Source organism: Gemmatimonadota bacterium (genome assembly GCA_016719105.1).
In the GTDB taxonomy this organism is placed as follows: Bacteria; Gemmatimonadota; Gemmatimonadetes; order Gemmatimonadales; family Gemmatimonadaceae; genus SCN-70-22.
This window is the reverse complement of sequence record JADKAQ010000017.1, coordinates 197,042-215,504: the sequence shown is the minus strand read 5'-3', so window position 1 is coordinate 215,504 and position 18,463 is coordinate 197,042. Positions and strand designations below refer to the sequence as shown.

Annotated in this window: 14 protein-coding genes and 2 pseudogenes; 4 read left to right on the top strand and 12 right to left on the bottom strand. The window is 68.4% G+C overall.

From position 1 onward, the window contains the following. Window positions 1–65: 65 nt before the first annotated feature. Complete coding sequence (locus tag IPN47_18085; protein MBK9409915.1) at window positions 66–716, top strand: hypothetical protein; 651 nt, start codon at window positions 66–68, stop codon at window positions 714–716. A gap of 74 nt (window positions 717–790) precedes the next feature. Here the strand turns inward: IPN47_18085 and IPN47_18080 are convergent, their stop codons facing one another. The 6 genes and pseudogenes from IPN47_18080 to IPN47_18055 all read right to left on the bottom strand — a co-directional run bounded on the left by IPN47_18080 (window position 791) and on the right by IPN47_18055 (window position 8,668). Beyond that, complete coding sequence (locus IPN47_18080) at window positions 791–1,816, bottom strand: hypothetical protein (GenBank protein MBK9409914.1); 1,026 nt, start codon at window positions 1,814–1,816, stop codon at window positions 791–793. Beyond that, a pseudogene (locus IPN47_18075) lies at window positions 1,731–2,117 on the bottom strand (hypothetical protein). The gene IPN47_18080 and the pseudogene IPN47_18075 overlap by 86 nt, the downstream one beginning before the upstream one ends. A 616-nt stretch (window positions 2,118–2,733) precedes the next feature. Next, a pseudogene (locus IPN47_18070) lies at window positions 2,734–3,296 on the bottom strand (DUF4256 domain-containing protein). A gap of 414 nt (window positions 3,297–3,710) precedes the next feature. Further along, a complete protein-coding gene (locus tag IPN47_18065) occupies window positions 3,711–4,061 on the bottom strand; it encodes a hypothetical protein (GenBank protein ID MBK9409913.1) in 351 nt (116 codons plus the stop codon). A 192-nt stretch (window positions 4,062–4,253) separates the two neighbouring features. Next, a complete protein-coding gene (locus IPN47_18060) occupies window positions 4,254–5,594 on the bottom strand; it encodes an amidohydrolase family protein (protein ID MBK9409912.1) in 1,341 nt (446 codons plus the stop codon). A gap of 74 nt (window positions 5,595–5,668) precedes the next feature. Continuing rightward, the gene (locus IPN47_18055; protein ID MBK9409911.1) at window positions 5,669–8,668 is read right to left on the bottom strand and encodes an amidohydrolase family protein; all 3,000 of its coding nucleotides are present in this window, start codon (window positions 8,666–8,668) and stop codon (window positions 5,669–5,671) included. A gap of 357 nt (window positions 8,669–9,025) precedes the next feature. On the opposite strand from IPN47_18055, the gene IPN47_18050 reads away from it, so the two are divergent. From IPN47_18050 to IPN47_18040, 3 genes are all read left to right on the top strand, one after another. Then, a complete protein-coding gene (locus tag IPN47_18050; protein ID MBK9409910.1) occupies window positions 9,026–9,358 on the top strand; it encodes a hypothetical protein in 333 nt (110 codons plus the stop codon). 460 nt (window positions 9,359–9,818) lie between these two features. Further along, complete coding sequence (gene argG, locus IPN47_18045; protein MBK9409909.1) at window positions 9,819–11,153, top strand: argininosuccinate synthase; 1,335 nt, start codon at window positions 9,819–9,821, stop codon at window positions 11,151–11,153. An 83-nt stretch (window positions 11,154–11,236) separates the two neighbouring features. Continuing rightward, window positions 11,237–11,587, top strand: a complete 351-nt coding sequence (locus tag IPN47_18040; protein MBK9409908.1) for a DUF2200 domain-containing protein — start codon at window positions 11,237–11,239, stop codon at window positions 11,585–11,587. A gap of 104 nt (window positions 11,588–11,691) precedes the next feature. Here IPN47_18040 and IPN47_18035 read toward each other — a convergent pair whose 3' ends face one another. The 6 genes from IPN47_18035 to IPN47_18010 all read right to left on the bottom strand — a co-directional run bounded on the left by IPN47_18035 (window position 11,692) and on the right by IPN47_18010 (window position 18,403). Further along, window positions 11,692–13,473 carry a CocE/NonD family hydrolase gene (locus tag IPN47_18035; GenBank protein ID MBK9409907.1) on the bottom strand — a complete coding sequence of 594 codons (1,782 nt, stop codon included), beginning with the start codon at window positions 13,471–13,473 and terminating at the stop codon, window positions 11,692–11,694. Between the two features lie 78 nt (window positions 13,474–13,551). After that, window positions 13,552–14,235, bottom strand: a complete 684-nt coding sequence (locus IPN47_18030) for a response regulator transcription factor (GenBank protein ID MBK9409906.1) — start codon at window positions 14,233–14,235, stop codon at window positions 13,552–13,554. Beyond that, entirely contained in the window at window positions 14,232–16,016 is a 1,785-nt protein-coding gene (locus tag IPN47_18025) for a hypothetical protein (protein ID MBK9409905.1), read from the bottom strand. The genes IPN47_18030 and IPN47_18025 overlap by 4 nt, the downstream gene beginning before the upstream one ends. Window positions 16,017–16,116: 100 nt before the next feature. Then, window positions 16,117–16,542, bottom strand: coding sequence for a hypothetical protein (locus IPN47_18020; GenBank protein ID MBK9409904.1), 426 nt, complete (start codon window positions 16,540–16,542; stop codon window positions 16,117–16,119). Next, window positions 16,542–17,108, bottom strand: a complete 567-nt coding sequence (locus IPN47_18015) for an RNA polymerase sigma factor (GenBank protein MBK9409903.1) — start codon at window positions 17,106–17,108, stop codon at window positions 16,542–16,544. The genes IPN47_18020 and IPN47_18015 overlap by 1 nt, the downstream gene beginning before the upstream one ends. Window positions 17,109–17,290: 182 nt before the next feature. Further along, complete coding sequence (locus IPN47_18010; protein ID MBK9409902.1) at window positions 17,291–18,403, bottom strand: hypothetical protein; 1,113 nt, start codon at window positions 18,401–18,403, stop codon at window positions 17,291–17,293. Between the last annotated feature and the right edge of the window lie 60 nt (window positions 18,404–18,463).

Here is an 18,463-nt window from a genome sequence, read left to right as displayed (position 1 = left end):
GGCCGTTCAGGCTATGGGTTCGCTCGTAGGGGATGGTCGCACCTCACTCCAGCAGGAAGGGGACCATGCGCACACGCATTCTCGCGGTTGTAGCCGGCATCGCCGTCGTCGGCTGTGGAGAGAAGGCTCAGGACGTGAAGAATGCGGCCAACGCCGCGCAAGCCGCGGCTGCGGCGGCGCCACAAATCGTGGACAACCAGAACGAAGCGGCCAAGTTCCAGGAGGAGCGACGGAGCAGGGGTGATACCGTCGCGATGGGGTACCAGGAACTTCAGAAGTACCTCCCATCGGCGCCAGACGGCTACAAGGCGGACGAGGAGCCAAGTGGGTCAAGCCAGAGCATGACCGGCTTCTCGATGTCACAGGCCGAGCAGACGTTCAGCAAGCCGGCCCCCCCCGATGGCAGCGCCCCGAGCGTGCAGGTTACGCTGGTCGATTTCGGCGGTACCCAGTCCGCGTATGGGATCATGGCGCTCCCGATGATGATGAACCTCAGCCAGGAAGACGCGCACCGTCGCATGACGACGCTGAAGATGGACACCCCATTCACCTGGGGCACGGAGGAATTCGACAAGGACAACAAGGACTCGAAGGTGACCGTAGTAACGCGCTATCGCTACCTGATCACCGTCGAGGCACGCCATCACGGGACGGACGAGCTGGCGATGCTCAAGCGAATGGCGGAGGACGTGGCCCGGAAGTTCGAGGGGAAGTAGGCAAGGCCGCGACGCAGCAGGACGTTCCGTCTGTTCCAGCCTCGTGGTGATCGACGAGATCGACTACCTCCCGATCACTCGTCCGGAATGGTCGGCAGCGGCTGAATTCGCGGCATCGCCGGTAAGGCCGAAAGGGACTCGCGTCCACGGGGCCGCGGCGACGCCGCCGTGCGGCGCGCGGGCTTCGATTGCGTTAGGCCAACGGTGACCACACCTCCCGCGCGCTCGATCTCCCCGCCGCCGAGCGTGGCCAGGGCGGCCAACAGGCTGTCGGCTGGCTCGAGCGGGACGTCGAGCGTGACCCGCTCGCTGGAGGCACGAGGCGAGGCGAAGCGCACGTCGAGGCCATACCACTGCTGGATGCGCTCGCGCAGCTGGAGCATCGACGCGTCGCGCAGCTGCAATCGCCCGCGTTGCCAGGAGAACGCTTCGTCCTGCGCCGCGCCCTCGACCGGAACGATGGAACCGTCGGCCGAGACCGCGACCGTGCGTCCGCTCTCGATCGATGTCCGGTTCTTGCCGGCGACGAACGTGACGACTCCGCTGTCGACCTTCGCCAGCAGGCGCTCACCGTCAGGCGCAAAGGCGACCACCCCTTCGTGCATGACCCAGCGATGCGCTCCCGTGCCGAAGGCGACGGGTGCACCCTCGCGATCGGCCACGGAGACGCTGACGGGCCCGGCGATCGTGAGCGCACGCGCACCGTCGCCAAAGGTGGCACTCGCTTTGATCGACGCCCCCGCTCCCAGCCGGGCGATCGAGCCACCTGGGAGCGCCAGCGTGAGTTGTTCCCCGTCCTTGGTCGCCCCGGACGCTCCGCTCGGTGCGTCGAGCGCGGCGATCGCGACCGACTCGGCCGAGTCACCGCCCAGGGCCTTCCATGCCAGCACCGCGCAGACCGCCACGAGGGCGAGGGCGCCCGCCACGACGCGCGGCCGAAAGCCCTTGCGGTCTTCGTGCGTGATGAACGATGCCGCGCGCAGGTGCGGACGCTCGCGTACGGCAGACGAGCGCCTAACGTCGGACGGTCGCGCGACTCCCGCCCCGACCGCCGGCTCGGGCGTCGCAACGATGCGCCGCGGTGCATCGGTAACCACCACGGGCGCGGGCGCGGGAGTCGACCGCCCTCGTGCCACGCGAGTGGCGTCGACGTGAGCAACGGTGCTGGACGATGCGTGCGCGCTCGCCGATGGCATTGCGAGGCTCGGACCGCCGGTGACTTCGGATGACCGCGCCGCCGATGCTGCGGGTGAAAAGCTCGCTGCCGGTGACGCCGATGGTGCCGATGCTGCCGATGCTGCCGATGCTGCCGATGCTGCCGATGCTGCCGATGCTGCCGGTGCTGCCGGTGCTGCCGGTGCTGCCGGTGCTGCCGGTGCTGCCGGTGCTGCCGGTGCTGCCGGTGCGAACGCCGGAGCGATCGTCGGCGGCGCTACGTCGCCGATACCATTGGCCGACCCATGCTCCACCAGTCGACGATGCACCTCGACGGCCGACATGGCATGCAGGTCTCCGGGCAACGGGAGCATGCGCTGCGTGTCATCGTCGAACTTCGTGACGTCCAGCCGACGTTCCGCCTCGCGCGCGATCGCGTCGCGCGCCGCGTCGCGCGCGTGCCGCAGGAGCGCGTCGGCGGTCGCGAATCGATCGCGCTCGTCCCACGCGCGGCGCAATACCCGTTCGACCAGGGCGCGATGAGATCGCGGCATCGCCGAGCTGAATCGTTGCTTCCCAGGCGAGCGAGGCGTACAGCCCCTCCACGAACCGATCGGCTGTGAAGACGGCGATGCTATCCGCGGCGGCGGTCGAAGTGGTGGTTTCCATGTTGCAACAGTCTGGACCGGCCGGTTCTCGACCGATACAGCAGTGTCCAAGCTGAGGCGATCACGTTACGAACCGTGATCGCAGCCGTGCGCGACCGACACAATTCCGACGCGCCACCACGCGCTGTCGCGCTCTTCGTGCTGCGGCGTCGCCGGCACACTGTAGATGGATCGGCGCACATGGCGCCGGACACTCACACCTTGAGCAGCCCTCGGAACCCCCGCGCGGCATAGTACGACTCCGCCCCGTTGTGATACACGAACACCGTGTCGTAGCGGCGATCGCAGAAGACCGCGCCGCCGAGCGCTCGGATGTTGGCGGGAGTCTTCACCCAACTCGACGTCTTCCGGTCGAACTCGCCCAGCGCCTGCAGCGCGCGATACTGCGCCTCCGTCAGCAGCTCGACGCCCATCCGGCTCGCCATCTCCGCCGCGCTCCCTTGGGCTTGTTCTCCTTCCGCGCTTCCAGCGCCTCCTGATCGTAGCACAGACTTCTCCGGCCACTCGGGCTCTCGGCCGAGCAATCGACGAAGTGGTACTCGCCCGTGGTGTCGTCCACGCCCACCACATCAGGCTCGCCGCCGCTCTGTTCCATTTCGTTGAGCGACCACAACCGATCGTCTGCGCCGTCCACCCTCGCGTACACCTTGGCCCACGCGAGACCGGCATGCCGCTGCATGTGCTGCTCGAAGCGGGCCTTCAATACGCTCAGCAGCGCCTCGCGCTGTTTCGCGGTCAGGGACTTTGCCTTTGCCATCGTGCAACCCGCCGCTGCCGGGAGTTCGTCAGCGCCGCTCGCCGGACGTTCGTCGCGGTGCGCGCGTCCGCACTACGTTAGCCGCCGCTTCAGCCTTCGCAACCAAGCCGCACGCAACGAAGCGCGGGAGCGGGGATCACCCGCCCTGAGGTAGCGGTTAGGCACATTGAGGTCGGACGGGATCCGGCGACCGGCAGCGCCGAGCATGGCGATCACATTGGCGGCAACGTCGGTCTCCGCTCGCTGGAACTGCGGCAGCGCGCCCAGCTGCGCGTACGCGATCGGCGTGACGTCGAAACAGGTCGTGGCCCACGGAAAGCCGTGTCCCCGGTGATACCGGGGGAGCAGAAGGTCCGTGCGGGCCCCGTGCGCCAGCAAGCTCCATCACCGGCGCCGACCGGTTGGCATTGGCATTCACGGTGTGGAACAGCGGCGTGTGCCCGTTGAGCCGTCGGCATCGACCGCGGCGCGTGCGTTTACGTCAGCCCCGTGTGCGATCAGGACTTCGGCGGCGGCGCGGTGCCCGTACTCGGCCGCGACGTGCAGCAGCGTGGCACCGATGAGCGGCGTGAAGGCGCAGCGAAGCGAGGTGCGATGGGACACCAACTGCGGATCGCGCGTGATCGCGTCGGCCAGCATCGCCGCGTCGTTCAGGAGCACGGGGGCGAGCCGCGGATCCTCGAGCTCGGCGCCGGCGCCGAGCAACAGCGCGAGACAGTGGGGAAAGTGATCCGATCGGAAGTACATCTCGACCAGCTGCATCACGGGACTCGTCCCGTCGATCGGGCGTGGACATCGAAGCCGGCGTCCAGCACCGCCCGCAGGCGCGATGGCGAGTGCATCTCGCAGGCGATCAGGAATTCCCGGGTTAGCGCATCCATCACGACAATCCTCCGAAATCAGCCGTGTTGATGCGGCGACGCTCTCACAGGTCAACGAGTGAGCGCGCGCCACCGTTCACGGCACCACCTTCTTCGGCGTCTGCTGCTTGATCTTCTCCATGTACTTCTGGAAGAAGAGCTTGTGGATGTCCATCATGTTGATCTCGCGCCCCTGGATGTACGACTGGATGATGTTGCTCGTCATGTCCAGCGGCGTCCCCGTCGTGATCAGCAGCGTCGCCTCCTTCCCGACCTCGAGCGACCCCACCTTGTCGGACACTCCCAGGAACTCGGCGGCGTTGATGGTGACAGCCTTGAGCGCCTCTTCCTCCGGCAGGCCGAAGGCGACCGCAACACCGGCCTCCCACGGCAGGCGATTGCTGTAGAGCCCCCCCGAACCGCCGGAGATGGCGAACCTCACGCCCGCTGCATGCAGTTTGGCCGGCGTCGCATATGCCCCGTCGTACCCTTCGTAGTCCCGATCCGGGGCCGACATCGTCGACGTGAGAATCACCGGGACGTTCTCCGCCTTGAGCCGGTCGGCCACGAACAGCGCGTCGCGCCCGCCGCGGATCACCAGCTTCACCCCCTCGGCCTTGGCCCACGTGATCGCGTCGTTGATCTGCGCCGCCCCTTCGGCCGCCACCACCACCGGGATCGCGCCGTTGAGTGCCGGGATCATCGCCGCATAGCGCGAATCGGTGCGCACGTCCTGCCCCGACTTCACCGCATCACGATACGCCCGCGCCTCGCCGAACCAGTCCTTGATCTGTTGCACCTGCTCGGCGTAGCTCTTGGGGGGCGGACCGCCGGCGCCACGACCGCCAGGGCCACCACCAAAGCCACGGCGCGGCTGCGCGTTGGGGTCGGGCCACTTCACGTTGAGCGCCGCGGCCCCCTTCATCGACATCTCTTCCCACGTCCACCCTTCCAGCGACAGCGCCGACGACAGCCCCGAGATCACCCCGCCCTCCGGCGTGCTGAAGGCGACGAGCACGCCGGCGGAGCGAGTGGTGCCGATGTGCCGGCTCTCGGCGTTCACCGCGACTTCGGCGCGCACGTTCGGGTTGAAGTCGCCGAGTTCGTTGATGTCGTTGGAGACATCCACCGCGCCGATCTCGGTGATGCCGACCGTGCTGTAGGCGTCGACCAGTCCGGGATAGATGTGCTTCCCGCTCACATCCACCACCTTGGCACCCGTCGGCACCGCCACCTCGGCGCCGCCGATCGCGGTGATCCGGCCGCGGTCAAAGACGATCGTCCCGTTGGTGATCGTCCCCTTGGTGACGGTGTGGATCGTCGCCCCGCGCAGTACGAAGGGCCGATCCTGCGGGGGAACGGTCATGCGCTCCTGCGCGCGCAGCGCGACCGGCGCGAGCGTCATCGACGCAGCCAGCGCGAGCAGAGCGCTGCGCACGGTGCGCATCGAGGGAGAGGTCGCGGTGGAGGGCATGATGCGCAGGGTTAGGCGTCGGAGAAGGAATGAGCGGGTCATCGGCGCGAGCCCTCCGTGCCACGGGGACGCGCGGGGGCGCCAGCCGGCGCGTTCTCCGCGGGCGCTGCCGCCAGCACCGCCTGGATGAGCTGCGCACGCTGCCGGGCCGTCTCCGCCCGCAGCGCCGTGTCTTCGTCGAGCGAGAAGTAGCGTCGGCCGTCCACCCACGTCTGCTCGGCCTTGGTGAACTGCGACAGCGGGTTGCCGTTCCAGATCACGAAGTCGGCATCCTTCCCCGCTTCGAGCGACCCGACCCGACTGTCGATCGCGATCGCCTTGGCCGACTGGTTGGTGACGGTGGAGAGGGCGGCGATCTCGTCGACGCCGGTGCGGAGCAGCTTCCCCGCCTCCCAGTTCATGCGCGTCGAGATCTCGGCGTTGTCCGAGTGGAGCGATGTCACGACGCCCGCTTCCATCAGCAGGCGCGCATTGTACGTCGTGTTGTCATACGCCTCCATCTTGAACGCCCCCCAGTCGCTCCAGACCACGGCGGCAACGCCCGACGCCTTGAGCTCACTGGCGATCTTGAACGCTTCCACGCCGTGCTGCAGCGTCTGGATCCGGAAGCCGAACTCCTCCGCCAGGCGCACGAGCGCCAGGAACTCGTCGGCGCGATAGCCGTGCGACGACACCAGCAGCTTCTGGTCGAGGATGTCGAGGATCGCCTCCATGCGCAGGTCGCGGCGCGGCGGGATCCCCGTCTTCTCCTTCTCCCAGCGCTTCCATTCCTTCTGGTAGTCGCGCGCAGCCAGGAAGTGGTCGCGAATGATCTCTTGCACCCCCATGCGCGTGTTGGGATAGCGCGTGGGGGAGCGCTTGGGGTTCTCGCCGAGCGCGAACTTCACCGTCCGCGGCGCCCCGGCAATCTTGTACTCGTCAGGCAGCGACCCCCAGCGGATCTTCACGTACACGTTCTCGCCGCCGATCGGGTTGGCCGAGCCGTGCTTGATCATCGTGGTGGTCAGCCCGCCAGCGAGCTGGCGATAGAACCAGATGTTGTTGTGCGTGATCACGTCCCCCATCTGCACCTCGGGGACAATGGCGAAGCCGCTCTCGTTCACCGCGCTCACTCCCGAGTGCGTATGCGGATCGATGAGCCCAGGGGTGACGTGCTTCCCCGTGGCGTCGATCTCGACCGCGCCGGTGGGGGCCGAGAGCTTCTGCCCCACGCGGACCACCTTGCCGGCCTGCACCAGCAGGTCGGCGTTCTCCAGACGGCCCTGCCCCCCCTGCGTCCACACCGTGGCGTTGCGCACCACCACCGCCGCCGGCTGCACCGGCGCCGCCGTGCGACCGAACTCCATGGAGGGTCGCATGAACGGCAGGTCGAGCTTGGGGACCTTCACCGCGACGGCGCCGCGGGCAGGCCCTTCGTACGTCTCGGTGCGCGTCCCCCGATACGTGGCGTCGGTCCCGTTAGGCAGCGACAGCCAGCCGAAGAACTCCGCCTCCCGCACCGACCCCGCCAGCAGCATCGCCCCTTCCAGCCCCACCGCCTCGCCGGGGAAGGTCGCCTCCAGTCGCCCCGTCTCGGCGGTGATGCGCGCCGACGTCAGGTTCACCGGACGACGCCCGGCAATCTCGATCGTCCCGCGAATGCGATTGAGCGGCCCTTCCAGGCGCAGCGTGGCGCTGTTGAAGGTCCCGGCGTCGGACGACGTGATCGTCCACGTCCCGCGCGGATCCACCTGCGGTGGGCGCGTCACGCCGTAGCGCGTCCCCTGCACCCACACATCGCGCACCGCCGACTCCTGGGTGAAGAGGTCTCCCTCGCTCACCACCAGGTTGGCCGCCTTGCCGACCGCGATCGTCCCGTGCGTCTTCTCGATCCCCAGCCATGCCGCAGGAATCGTTGTCAGCGCAGCCAGCGCCTTGTCGGGCGCGAGCCCACGCGCAACGGCAGTCCGCAGGTTGGGGAGGAACTGCGCCAGCGACGAGAGACCATCGGCCGTGATGGCGAACGGCACCCCGGCCGCCGCCAGTTGCGCCGGGTTGGTCGGGGCCAGGTACCAGTGCCGCAACTCCGCCAGCGTCGCGTTGGCCGCCGCCTCGGGACCGGACACGTTAGGCGCATCGGGGAAGGCGAGCGGCACCACCAGCGGCTGCGTGCGTCCCTTGAGCACGTCGAGGAGGCGATACTCCTGGCCGCTGCCGCGGAACCACGGGGTGAGCTTGTAGTCCTGCGCGAGCTTGTACGCGCGGAGGTATTCCTCCTCGCTCCCCGTCTCGAAGAAGACGGGCTGCTGCCCCTTCACCGCCTTGCCAAGCGCGGCGAGCGCCTCGCTCGTCTCTGGCGGGAGCAACGCGCGCCCGCTCCCCTCGTACGCCCCCCAGGCGCGGATGTACCACTCCGCATCCATGAAGGTCTGCTTCATCAGCGCAATCGTCCCCATCGCCGAGTTGGGATACATCCCGCCCAGTGCGAAGGAGCGCTGGAAACCGATCGCCTGCGCGAGGTCGGGGCGCATGATGCGCTCGCGCGCGCCCGCATCGCCGAGGTTGAGCACCGAAGCGCTGCCGCGGAAGATCCCCTGCCTCGGCACCGCGAGCGCGGCGCCGAAGCCGAGCGAGCGAAGCGCGATGCGTCGCGTGGAATCGTCCTTGAGGTTGGCCGTCGTGCTGAACCAGGCGCGCACCTGCGGATTCCAGTGCGTGGGGCCCACATCGCCCCCCTGCGGCGGCGCGTCACCGCCAAGATCAGCCGAGGCGTCGATGAAGCCGGGATAGACCGTGAGCCCCTTGAGGTCCCACACGCGGGCACCGGCTGGCGCGCTCAGGCCGGCGCCCACCGCGGTGATGACGCCGTTCCGCACGACGATCGTCGCGTTGTCGAGCGCCTGGCCAGGGGCAGTGACGACGCGCGCCCCCACCAGGGCGTGGTAGCCCGTGCTGTTGTCGCGCAGCCCGGTGACCGGCTGCGTGCGGGACGACTGCTGGGCCTCGAGCGAGCCGGCGGCGAGCGCCGCGATGCCGAGGATGAAACGAGACGCTCTCACGAAGGGCTCCCGGGGGATGGCCGGAGTTGCGGCCGTCGGTGGAGATGTACGGGGGAACAGCAGCCTGCCGCGCGCGCCGGAGGCGGGACGCGTGACGGAACGGACCCCATATGTTGGCGCCGATCGCGGCGCGGGGCAAATGGGTGGGGCGGCGGGCGAAGCCAGAAATATCCGGATCGCCGGGAACTGTCGCTTGTTGGGTAGGCACTCCGCCTCTCACGCTCACCGGATTGCCCACATGCCCCTCCCCCCTCCCCTCGAGGCTTCGCGCTCGGCATCGCGTTGCTTGGCGCACTCGCGTGCTCCGGCGGCGACAAGGCCACCACTCCCAACCCTCCGCCGCCCACTATTCAGTCGGTGGTGGTCACCCCATCGACCGCCACGCTGACGGCCGTCGGCGAGACCACCACGCTCGCCGCCCAGGTGCGCCTGCCGAACGCGCGCTTCTTCGTGGGCATCGAGCTGCGGACCCCCGTGGCCGTGCGCCAAGCGCAGGCGGTCATGTTCGTGGAGTACCTGAATCACCAGTATCCCGCGATCCTGCCGGCGATTCTGGCGCGCATCCGCGCAACGCCCGGCACCGCGTTCACCAACGCGATGCTGCTGCAGGAGATCACGACGCGCACCGGGCTCACCATCGCGCAGCTCGACGCCTTGTATCTCGCGTACGCGAGGACGTTGAGGCCATGACGCGTCGTCGGTAACGACGGCGCGATCGATGGTACGAGCGGGGGGGCCGGTGCTACCGGTCCCCCTTTCATCGTGGAGCGAACGTTGCGCTCGCGGCACTTCGGCACTCCTCCGACCGCCAACCGCCTACCCGTCGCGCCACGGCCTGGCGGGAGAGCCCCTCGCCATCCTCAGGCACCAGCGGTCGACCGAGCCCATCGACGCCCGCAGCGCGAGCGTCAGTCTCGCGGCGATCGGGCGTGCGCTGGTCCCGAGGCTTGGTCCGCGGCTCACCCCCGTGACCGTGGGGATCCGTGCCGGCGCGGGTACTCCGTGCCCGACTGCACGCCCTCAGGCGCGGTGAGTGTCTCGGCCACCACCCAGCGCCGCGCAGGCCAATTCCGCCTACGGCATTGGGGGGCCCCGCCGATCATGGTAAGTTCGAGGCTCGCATCGTTCAGCACCTCAAGGTCGAGCACCCGTGGCCAACATCCTCCAGCGTCTTCCCGTCGGCGAAAAGGTCGGCATCGCCTTCTCCGGCGGACTCGATACCAGCGCCGCCCTGCACTGGATGCGCGCCAAGGGCGCCATCCCGTACGCCTACACCGCCAACCTTGGCCAGCCCGACGAAAGCGACTACGACGAGATCCCGCGCAAGGCGCTGGGGTACGGCGCCGAGAAGGCGCGTCTCATCGAGTGCCGCGCGCAGCTCGTCGCCGAGGGGCTCGCCGCGCTGCAGTGCGGCGCCTTTCACATCACCACCGCGGGGCAGACGTACTTCAACACCACCCCCCTCGGCCGCGCGGTGACGGGAACCATGCTCGTCGCGGCGATGCGCGAGGACGACGTCAACATCTGGGGCGACGGAAGCACGTTCAAGGGGAACGACATCGAACGCTTCTACCGCTACGGGTTGCTCACCAACCCCGCATTGCGCGTCTACAAGCCGTGGCTCGACCAGCAGTTCATCGATGAACTGGGCGGACGCAAGGAGATGTCGGAGTACCTCATCAAGGCCGGCTTCGACTACAAGATGAGCGTCGAGAAGGCGTACTCCACCGATTCCAACATCCTCGGGGCCACGCACGAGGCCAAGGACCTCGAGTTCCTCAACAAGGGGATCTCGATCGTGCAGCCCATCATGGGCGTCGCCTTCTGGCGCGACGACGTGGCGGTGCCGCGCGAGACCGTGTCGATCCGCTTCGAGGAGGGGATGCCCGTCGCCCTCAACGGCAAGAGCTTCGCCTCCGCGCTCGAGCTCTTCATGGAAGCCAACGCGATCGGTGGGCGCCACGGGCTCGGCATGTCCGACCAGATCGAGAACCGGATCATCGAGGCCAAGAGCCGCGGCATCTACGAGGCGCCAGGGCTCGCCCTGTTGTACATCGCCTACGAGCGCCTGGTCACCGGCATCCACAACGAAGACACCATCGAGACCTATCGCGCCAACGGCCGAAAGCTGGGGCGCCTGCTGTACCAGGGGCGCTGGCTCGACTCGCAGTCACTCATGCTGCGCGACTCGGCGCAGCGCTGGGTGGCGCGCGCGATCACCGGCGAGGTCACCATCGATATGCGTCGTGGCAACGACTACTCGATCGTCGATACCACGAGCCCCAACCTCACGTACAAGCCCGAGCGCCTGACGATGGAGCGCGGCGAGGCGTTCTTCACGCCGCTCGATCGCATCGGCCAGCTCACCATGCGCAACCTCGACATCATGGACACGCGCGAGAAGTTGGGGTTGTATGTGGAACAGGGGTTGTTGCAGGGCGGTGGGGGGACGGGGGTGCCGCAGTTGCCGGCGGGGGGAGAGTAGGGCGCAACCCCGGAGTCGGTTGTCCCCCACGACCGCGACCGCCCAGCCGCGGCCGGTCCTCCTTGTCGCCAGCGCTCCCGCCCATGGAAAAGCACCGGATCTACACGATGGCGTTCGCCGGCGTCTACCCCCACTACGTCACTAAGGCGGAAAAGAAGGGGCGCACGAAGGCCGAGGTCGATGAAGTGATCCGCTGGCTCACGGGATACACCGCAGAGCAGCTGGCGGCGCAGATCATCGAGAAGAAGAACTTCGAGGCCTTCTTCGACGACGCCCCTCGGCTGCATCCCAACGCCAGCAAGATTACCGGCGTGATCTGCGGCGTGCGCATCGAGGAGATCGAGGATCCGCTGATGAAGAAGGTGCGGTACCTCGACAAGCTGATCGACGAACTGGCGAAGGGACGCCCGATGGCCAAGATCCTGCGCCCGTAGGTCGCCCCGTCCTCGCCGCCCCGATCGGCGTCACGAGGACGGGACAGCGCCTCCCGAGGCATCGTCACCGCGTGCTCCCTCCCGGGCTCGCCCGTACCCCGCCCTCACTGCACCGCCCCGCGCGGCACCACCGGCAAGGTGATCGACGACGGACGCGCCCGATCATGGTGAATCACCTGCCGCGCCACCCGCCACTCGGTATCGGTCGCCACCGGGTTCCCGGTGTTCTGGTTCGGGTTGTAGTACGGCGCCGCACTGCTCGAGATCTCCAGCCGCAACCGATGCCCCGCCTTGAACTGGTGCGCGATGTCGAACAGCTCGATGGGGAAGGTCTCCACCTTTCCCGGCGTGAGCAGCTCCTCCTTCGCATACCCGTTGCGATACCGCCCGCGCCTGATCCCGGTGCGCGCGCCGAGCTGGATAGGGGTTCCGTCGGGCTGCACGTCGGAGAGGATGGCGGTGAAGTCGGTGTCGCGCGCGTCGGTCGCCGCCTGCAACTCGACCATCACCTTGCCGATGATCTCCAACGGCTCCGTGAGCACCTCGGTCGAGTACACGAGGACGTCAGCGCGATCCTGCACCTGGCCGCGATCGATCGCGTTGTCGGACATCGATCCCGGTACGGGGCGCCTGGGATCGAAGGTGAACGAGTCGGGCGGCGAATCCGCGGCGGCCCCAGACACCAGTCGCCCGTCGCCCTTGCGCGTGTTGGCGCGACCACCGCTGGTCAGGAAGAACTGCGTCGGGGACGATGCAGCTGGCGGATACTGGTCGAACGTCCGCCACACATTCGCACCGGTCACGTACACCTGCGCCCGCGGCGCCGCGAAGCTCGCGGCCGACTGCTTGAGGCACCAATCGAAGAACGCCACATGCCGCGCCTTGTTGTCGATCACCGACTCCGGCGTGAAGCGCAACTTCCCGATGCTGTCGGTCGCCCCCTGGAAGGTCCCCATGTGGTCCCACGGACCGATCATCAGCCAGTGCTTCGCGCGGTCCTTCGCGTTGGCCATCAGCCCGCGCCAGTAGAACATGCTCCCGGGCTGATCAGCGTCGAACCACCCGGTCGTGGTCAGCGTGGGGATGTCGATCGACGCGAAATCGCGCGCGCTGTACTCCATGCGCTGCCAGAACGCCCCCGCGGTCGGATGCTCCAGCCACGACCGATACGTCGGGTTCACGCGCCCCAACACCGAGTCGGCCGTCAGGAGCGGACGGTGCGCGTGAATCTTCGCCCAATCCGTCCCCTCGAGCTGCGTCCCCTGCTGCATGCGCCCCGTGACGCCAAACGACCAGTTGATCGCCCACTCCTGCGCAAAGGCACCGCCCAGGTAGGGGATCTCGTCGAACCAACGCCCGCCAGGTGCAGTCGGCGCCATGCACGCCAGGTGCGGCGGACGCTCCTTGGCCGCCAGCCACTGCACCGTCCCCAGGTACGACAGCCCGAACATCCCCACGCGCCCATTCGACCACGGCTGCTTCGCGAGCCACTCGATCACGTCGTACCCGTCAGGCCCATCGCCAGCAAAGAACTCGAACGTCCCCTCCGAGTCACCGCGCCCGCGCGTATCCTGCGTGACGACCACATACCCACGCTCGGCGAAGTAGCGCGCCCAGGTGGGGAGCTGGTGGTTGGTGCGCATGTACGGCGTGCGCGTGAGCAACACCGGGTACCTGCCAGGCGCCTCGGGGCGCCAGATGTCCGACGCGAGCCGCACGCCGTCGCGCAGCGGGATCATCACGCCGTAGTCGGCGCGCACCGGCGCATGCGCGGTCGGCGCGGGCGACACCTGCGCGTGCGCCATCTCCGGGCTCGCCACGCCTCGCACGACCGCGCTCACCAGCCACACCGCGACCACCCGCCACGCGACAGCTGACCTCACCATGGGGCACTCTCCTCCATTCGGGAGACGTCCTGATCGGTTCCGCGCCCAACTCGTTATGCACCGCCCCCGCACGCGCCGCTACTCGGCCCCGCCGTCCCCCTTCAACAACCCCTGCTCCATCGCAAAGCGCGTGAGCCCCGCCGCACTCCGGATCCCCAGCTTGCGCACCACGCTGTCGCGATGCGCCTCCACCGTGCGCACGCTGATGCCGAGCTGACCGGCGATCTCCTTGTTCAACAGCCCGCGCGCCACCGCCGCCAGTACCTCGCGCTCTCGGTTGGTGAGTGCGTCGAGCGACGCCGGCACCACGACCGGCGCGGGCGCGGGAACGGACGACTCGCTGCGCAACACCTCCGTGAGTCGCTTGGCCACCGCCGGGCTGAAGTAGGCATCGCCACTGTGCACCGCACGAATCGCCGCACGCAGGTCGGCCGGGGTGGTGTCCTTCCGCAGGTAGCCGTGCGCCCCCGCCCGCACGCTCTCCAACACGTACTCGGCGTCATCGTGCACGCTGAGTATCAGTACGCGCGAGTTGGGGACCTCCTGCCGAAGCTTCTGCGCCACCACCAGCCCCGAATCGCCCGGCATGGTGAGGTCGAGCAGGACCACGTCGGGCCGCTCGCGCGCGGCAATGTCCAGCGCCTGTACTCCATTGGCAGCTTCGCCCACCACGTCGAAGTCGCCGTCCGCCAGCAGCACCTGGCGCAACCCCTCGCGCACGATGCCATGGTCGTCCACCAGGAGGACGCGAATGGGGGTCATCGTCCCTCCACCGGCGACAGCGGGAGGCGAATGGAGACCTGGAGGCCCCCCTCGCTCCCCCGCCCCAGCGTCACCGTGCCGCCTAACGAACCGATGCGCTCGCGCATGCCGGCCAGCCCCATGTGTCCCTCGCGCTCCAATCGTTCGGGGTCCAACGGCACCGCCCCCCCATCGCCATCGTCGCGCACGTCGAGGTGGAGCGCCCCTCCTTCTTCACGCAGCATGGCCCACACATGTTGAGCCCGCGGCGCGTGGCGCGCCACGTTCGACAACGCCTCCTGCATCGCCCGGAACAGCGCCAGCTCGGCGTCCTGGCTCATGAGCGGCGGCTCGTCGGGCGCGTCGAGCGACACCTCGATCCCGCATTGCCCCTCGAAGCTGATGGCCAGCGACCGCAGCGCGGGAAGGAGCCCCAGGTCGTCGAGCACCGTCGGGCGCAACGTCTCGGTGACGTTCCGGATGGAGCGCATCCCCTCGTCCACCAGCGCGAGCGCCCGCTCCAACCCCCTGGCCTCGTCGCCAGCCACTCGCTCGCGCAACAGCCCGAGTTGCAGCTTGACCGCCGAAAAGACCTGTGCGGTCTCGTCGTGCAGCTCGAGCGAGATGCGGCGCCGTTCCTCCTCGTGCTGATCGATCATCCGCGCCGACAGGCGCGTGAGGTCGGCGGTGCGCAGGCGCAGGCGGCGCGTGAGCTCGGCCGAATCGAGCGCCGAACCGATCTGCTGCCCCAACGCGAGGAGAAAGGCGTCGTCGAGCGCCGTGAACGGATTGCGCACGTCGCCCACCAGCACGAGCGCCGCCGTCCCCTCGGTCGCGCGCGGGATGGGGAGGGCCGCCGCATACGCGAAGCCCACCGCGTGCGCCCCGCTCCCGCGCGGCCACTCCCCCCCTTGCACCCGTGCGTCCGCACCGGCAATCGCCGCGTTCACGAGGTCGATTCCGCTCGACGGGAGCGATCCTCCCTCCCATCGCGCGCACTCCCCCACCCCACGCACCAGCGTCACGTCGCCCCCCACGCGCGAGAAGAGCGCCGCCCCGCGCGTGGCGGGGAGCGTCATCGCCCGCCCGAGCAGCCCATCGAGATCCGTCCCCTCAGCCCCGACCGTCGCGATACCGGCCAGCGAGGTCAGCGCCGCGAACCCCTGCCGCAGTTCGTCGAGCACCAGGAAGGTCAGCCCGGTGCCGGTGGCCAGGAGGAAGATGATGTCGAGGTAGTACCCCCACGGCGACCAGGCTCCGCGCGCCCGCAGGAACGGATAGTCGAGATGGTGTATCGCCCAGAGCAGGAGCGCCACGGCAAGGAATCGTGCCCCACCAACGCGCGTGCGCTGCCAGTGCCGCCAGAAGACCGCCCCGGTCCACACGGTCACGAACGACAGGAAGAGAACCGCCGGCAGCGCCGCCCAGAAGAAGTCCCGCATGACATAGATGGCCACGTACGACCAGCCGAGCGGGAACAGCATGGCCAGCAGGTACACCCATCTGAACTGCAGCTGCCGGGAGAAGACCAGGGCCGACCAGAGCAGCGCGAGCGCCGTCCAACCCGTGACCACCTGGTGCCAGTAGAGCCACCCGCTCGCCTGCGTGACCAGGAAGGCCATGATGGCGAGCAGGCGCGTGAGATACAGCGCCCACGCCATGGCGAACCAGGCGAAGTGCGACTTGCGGTACCGGCGGTAGAGCGACCCCGCGTACGCCACCAACCCGGTCGCAACGGCGACCTGAAGGATCGCGGCGTCGAGTTCGACCGTGGACGCGGAGAGAGGGAGCTGGATCTGCACCCCTCAAAGTAGGAGGTGCGGGCGCCGCGAGCACCCGAGAAACACAGCGGGGCGGCGCCGGTGTGGCGCCGCCCCGCTCGTCGTCAGGCCTGCTCGTCGCTTAGCGCAGCAACGCCTGCGCCGCGACCAAGCCCAGCGTGAAGAGCGCGGCACCAGCGGCCAGCGCCATCATCGGGTTGAGCTTCATGTCCTTGCGGTACCACGGCACCATCGACGTCTGCGGGGTGGCCAGCGGCGGCAACGAAGCCATGATCTTCTCCGGCAGATGGGCCGGCGTCATCATGCGGCGACGCTTGTCCGTCTCTTCGCCCAGGCGGCGCCAGAACTCCACCGAGCGCGCGGCATCGCCACGCAGCCCGGTCGGCTCCGGCAGTTCGCCATCCAGCCAACGGTTGATCACGTCTGGCGTGGCAACCGGCGACAGCGGGACTTCACGCTCTCCGCGGACGTTCCCCATCTCATCGGACGGGCGCAGGGGGCGTTCACGCTCGGCACGGCCGTCGCGCTCGTTATGTCTGTCGAGCATTAGGCGTATTTCTCCTCTAAGAGAGCCTGGAGCGCTTCACGCGCGCGATGGACGCGCATCTTCAGTGCCCCGACCGTTGTACCCAGTAGATCAGCCATTTCTTCGTACGACCGTCCTTCCACGTGCTTCATGATGAACGCTTCCCGTAGCGATGTCGGCAACTGCGCCAACGCGACGTCAAGGTCATTGCGAAGCTGCGTGCGATCGAGCTCTTCCTCGGGGGTCGCGTACGAAGTGGGCTGGTCGTCCTCTTCGTAGCTCAGGTGGGTCCGGCGAATGTTCTTCAGCCAGTCCTTGCACCCGTTGGCGACGATGCGGAACACCCAGGCATCAAATCGACCGCGCACCTCGGAGAGGTGCTGGAACGCTTTGATGAAGGACATCTGGAGGATGTCTTCCGCAACGTCCGGACTTCCCGTCATGCCCAGGGCATGGCGGTAGAGCGGATCGCTGTAACGCTGGATCAGTACACCAAAGGCATTGCGGTCGCCCGCAAGCACCTTGGTGATGATCTCCTGGTCGGCCTCGAGCTGGTCTACTGGAGAGGCAGGTGCCGTCGTTTTCACGGCGCTAGCATAACCGCTTTCCGCGGCTCTCGATAGTCCCGCTCGGGGGGCGATGGGATGCGCGAGTACAGTCACGTGAGGTAGACGACGGACCATCAGGCGCGTAACACGCCCGACGTAGTCCCTCCGCGCCCCGTGCCGATACTTGCCGGAACACCCCGAAACGGCCGCGCGAGCGAGGGCTAACGCCCCCCCGACCCGGCTCGTCCGGGCCGCGCGCCGAGCGCACCACTGGCCACCTGCCCCGATCTCGCCGGGAGCCGCGCCGCCGGGAGCCGCACCGCCAGGTCGAGCGCATAGGTCAGCGTCTCGTCCTCCCCCGCCGCGACCGCCGCCTCGCTGAATGCAACGGTGCTGTCAGGGGCAATGCCGCGCCACTCGATGGGCTGGCGATCGGCCGTGTACTCGATCCACCGCGACACCGAGATCCCGTAGCCGTCCCGCAACGGATAGACCGAGGGATTCCCCGACCCGCCACCGGTGGTGTCGCCCACCAGCGTCACGTTAGGCAGCACCTGCATCGCCGACACGAACCCTTCCGTCGACGAGTACGCCCCGCGCCCGGTCAGCAACACAACGGGACGCGTGAACTGCCACCCGCCACGCGGACCGACGGTGCGCGCCGTGAGCGCGGTGAAGGCGTCGTGCCGCAGCCCGTTCCGGTACTGCACGTATCCCGTGGTGCGCGTCGCCGTGGTGAAGCGCCCCGCCACCTGGTACGCCAACGCGTCGTTCCCCCCGCCGTTCATCCGCACGTCGAGCACGATGGCCCGCGCGTCGCGATACCGGTCCAGGACGGCATCGAAGGCTGCAACGTCGAACTGCCCGTTGGCAAAGGTCGCAATAGCGATGTAGGCGACGCCGTCCAGGTTGGCGTGGTACAGGGAGGGCGACACGTTCACCCAACCGGGACGCTGCAGCTGCGCCGCCTTGATCGCGATCGACCAGTTGCGGCGGTGCGTGGGCGTGTACGTCCCGATGAAGCGCCCGTCGGGGGTGAGGATCCAGACGTGCACGTCGCGCAACGTTCCCAGCGCCTCGCGCACCACCTCGATGAAGTCGGGCGTGTTGGTCGCGCGCTCAGCGCGCGGGCGATAGGCCGAACGCACCGCGTACCAGTCGATCCCCTTGTACTCGAAGTAGGAGTACTCCCGATCGACCGTATTCCACATCCGGTCGAACGAGGTGACGAACGGCTCGGTGACCGGCGCCGACGTATCGTCGCCGCAGGCGGCGGCGACCAGCGCGAGGCTGATGGCGCCAACGAGCGAGCGGAGGGAGGCGACGGTCGGCACGCCCGGGGCTACCCCGAAGCGGCGCGTTGGTTCACGACGCGCGACCTACCGCGTCGGCAT

What these genes read in the sequence shown, in the direction of transcription:
- IPN47_18085 (MBK9409915.1), top strand. Translation starts at nt 66, where the DNA reads ATGCGCACACGCATTCTCGCGGTTGTAGCCGGCATCGCCGTCGTCGGC.
- IPN47_18040 (MBK9409908.1), top strand. Translation starts at nt 11,237, where the DNA reads ATGGAAAAGCACCGGATCTACACGATGGCGTTCGCCGGCGTCTACCCC.
- IPN47_18035 (MBK9409907.1), bottom strand. Translation starts at nt 13,473, where the DNA reads ATGGTGAGGTCAGCTGTCGCGTGGCGGGTGGTCGCGGTGTGGCTGGTG.
- IPN47_18030 (MBK9409906.1), bottom strand. Translation starts at nt 14,235, where the DNA reads ATGACCCCCATTCGCGTCCTCCTGGTGGACGACCATGGCATCGTGCGC.
- IPN47_18020 (MBK9409904.1), bottom strand. Translation starts at nt 16,542, where the DNA reads ATGCTCGACAGACATAACGAGCGCGACGGCCGTGCCGAGCGTGAACGC.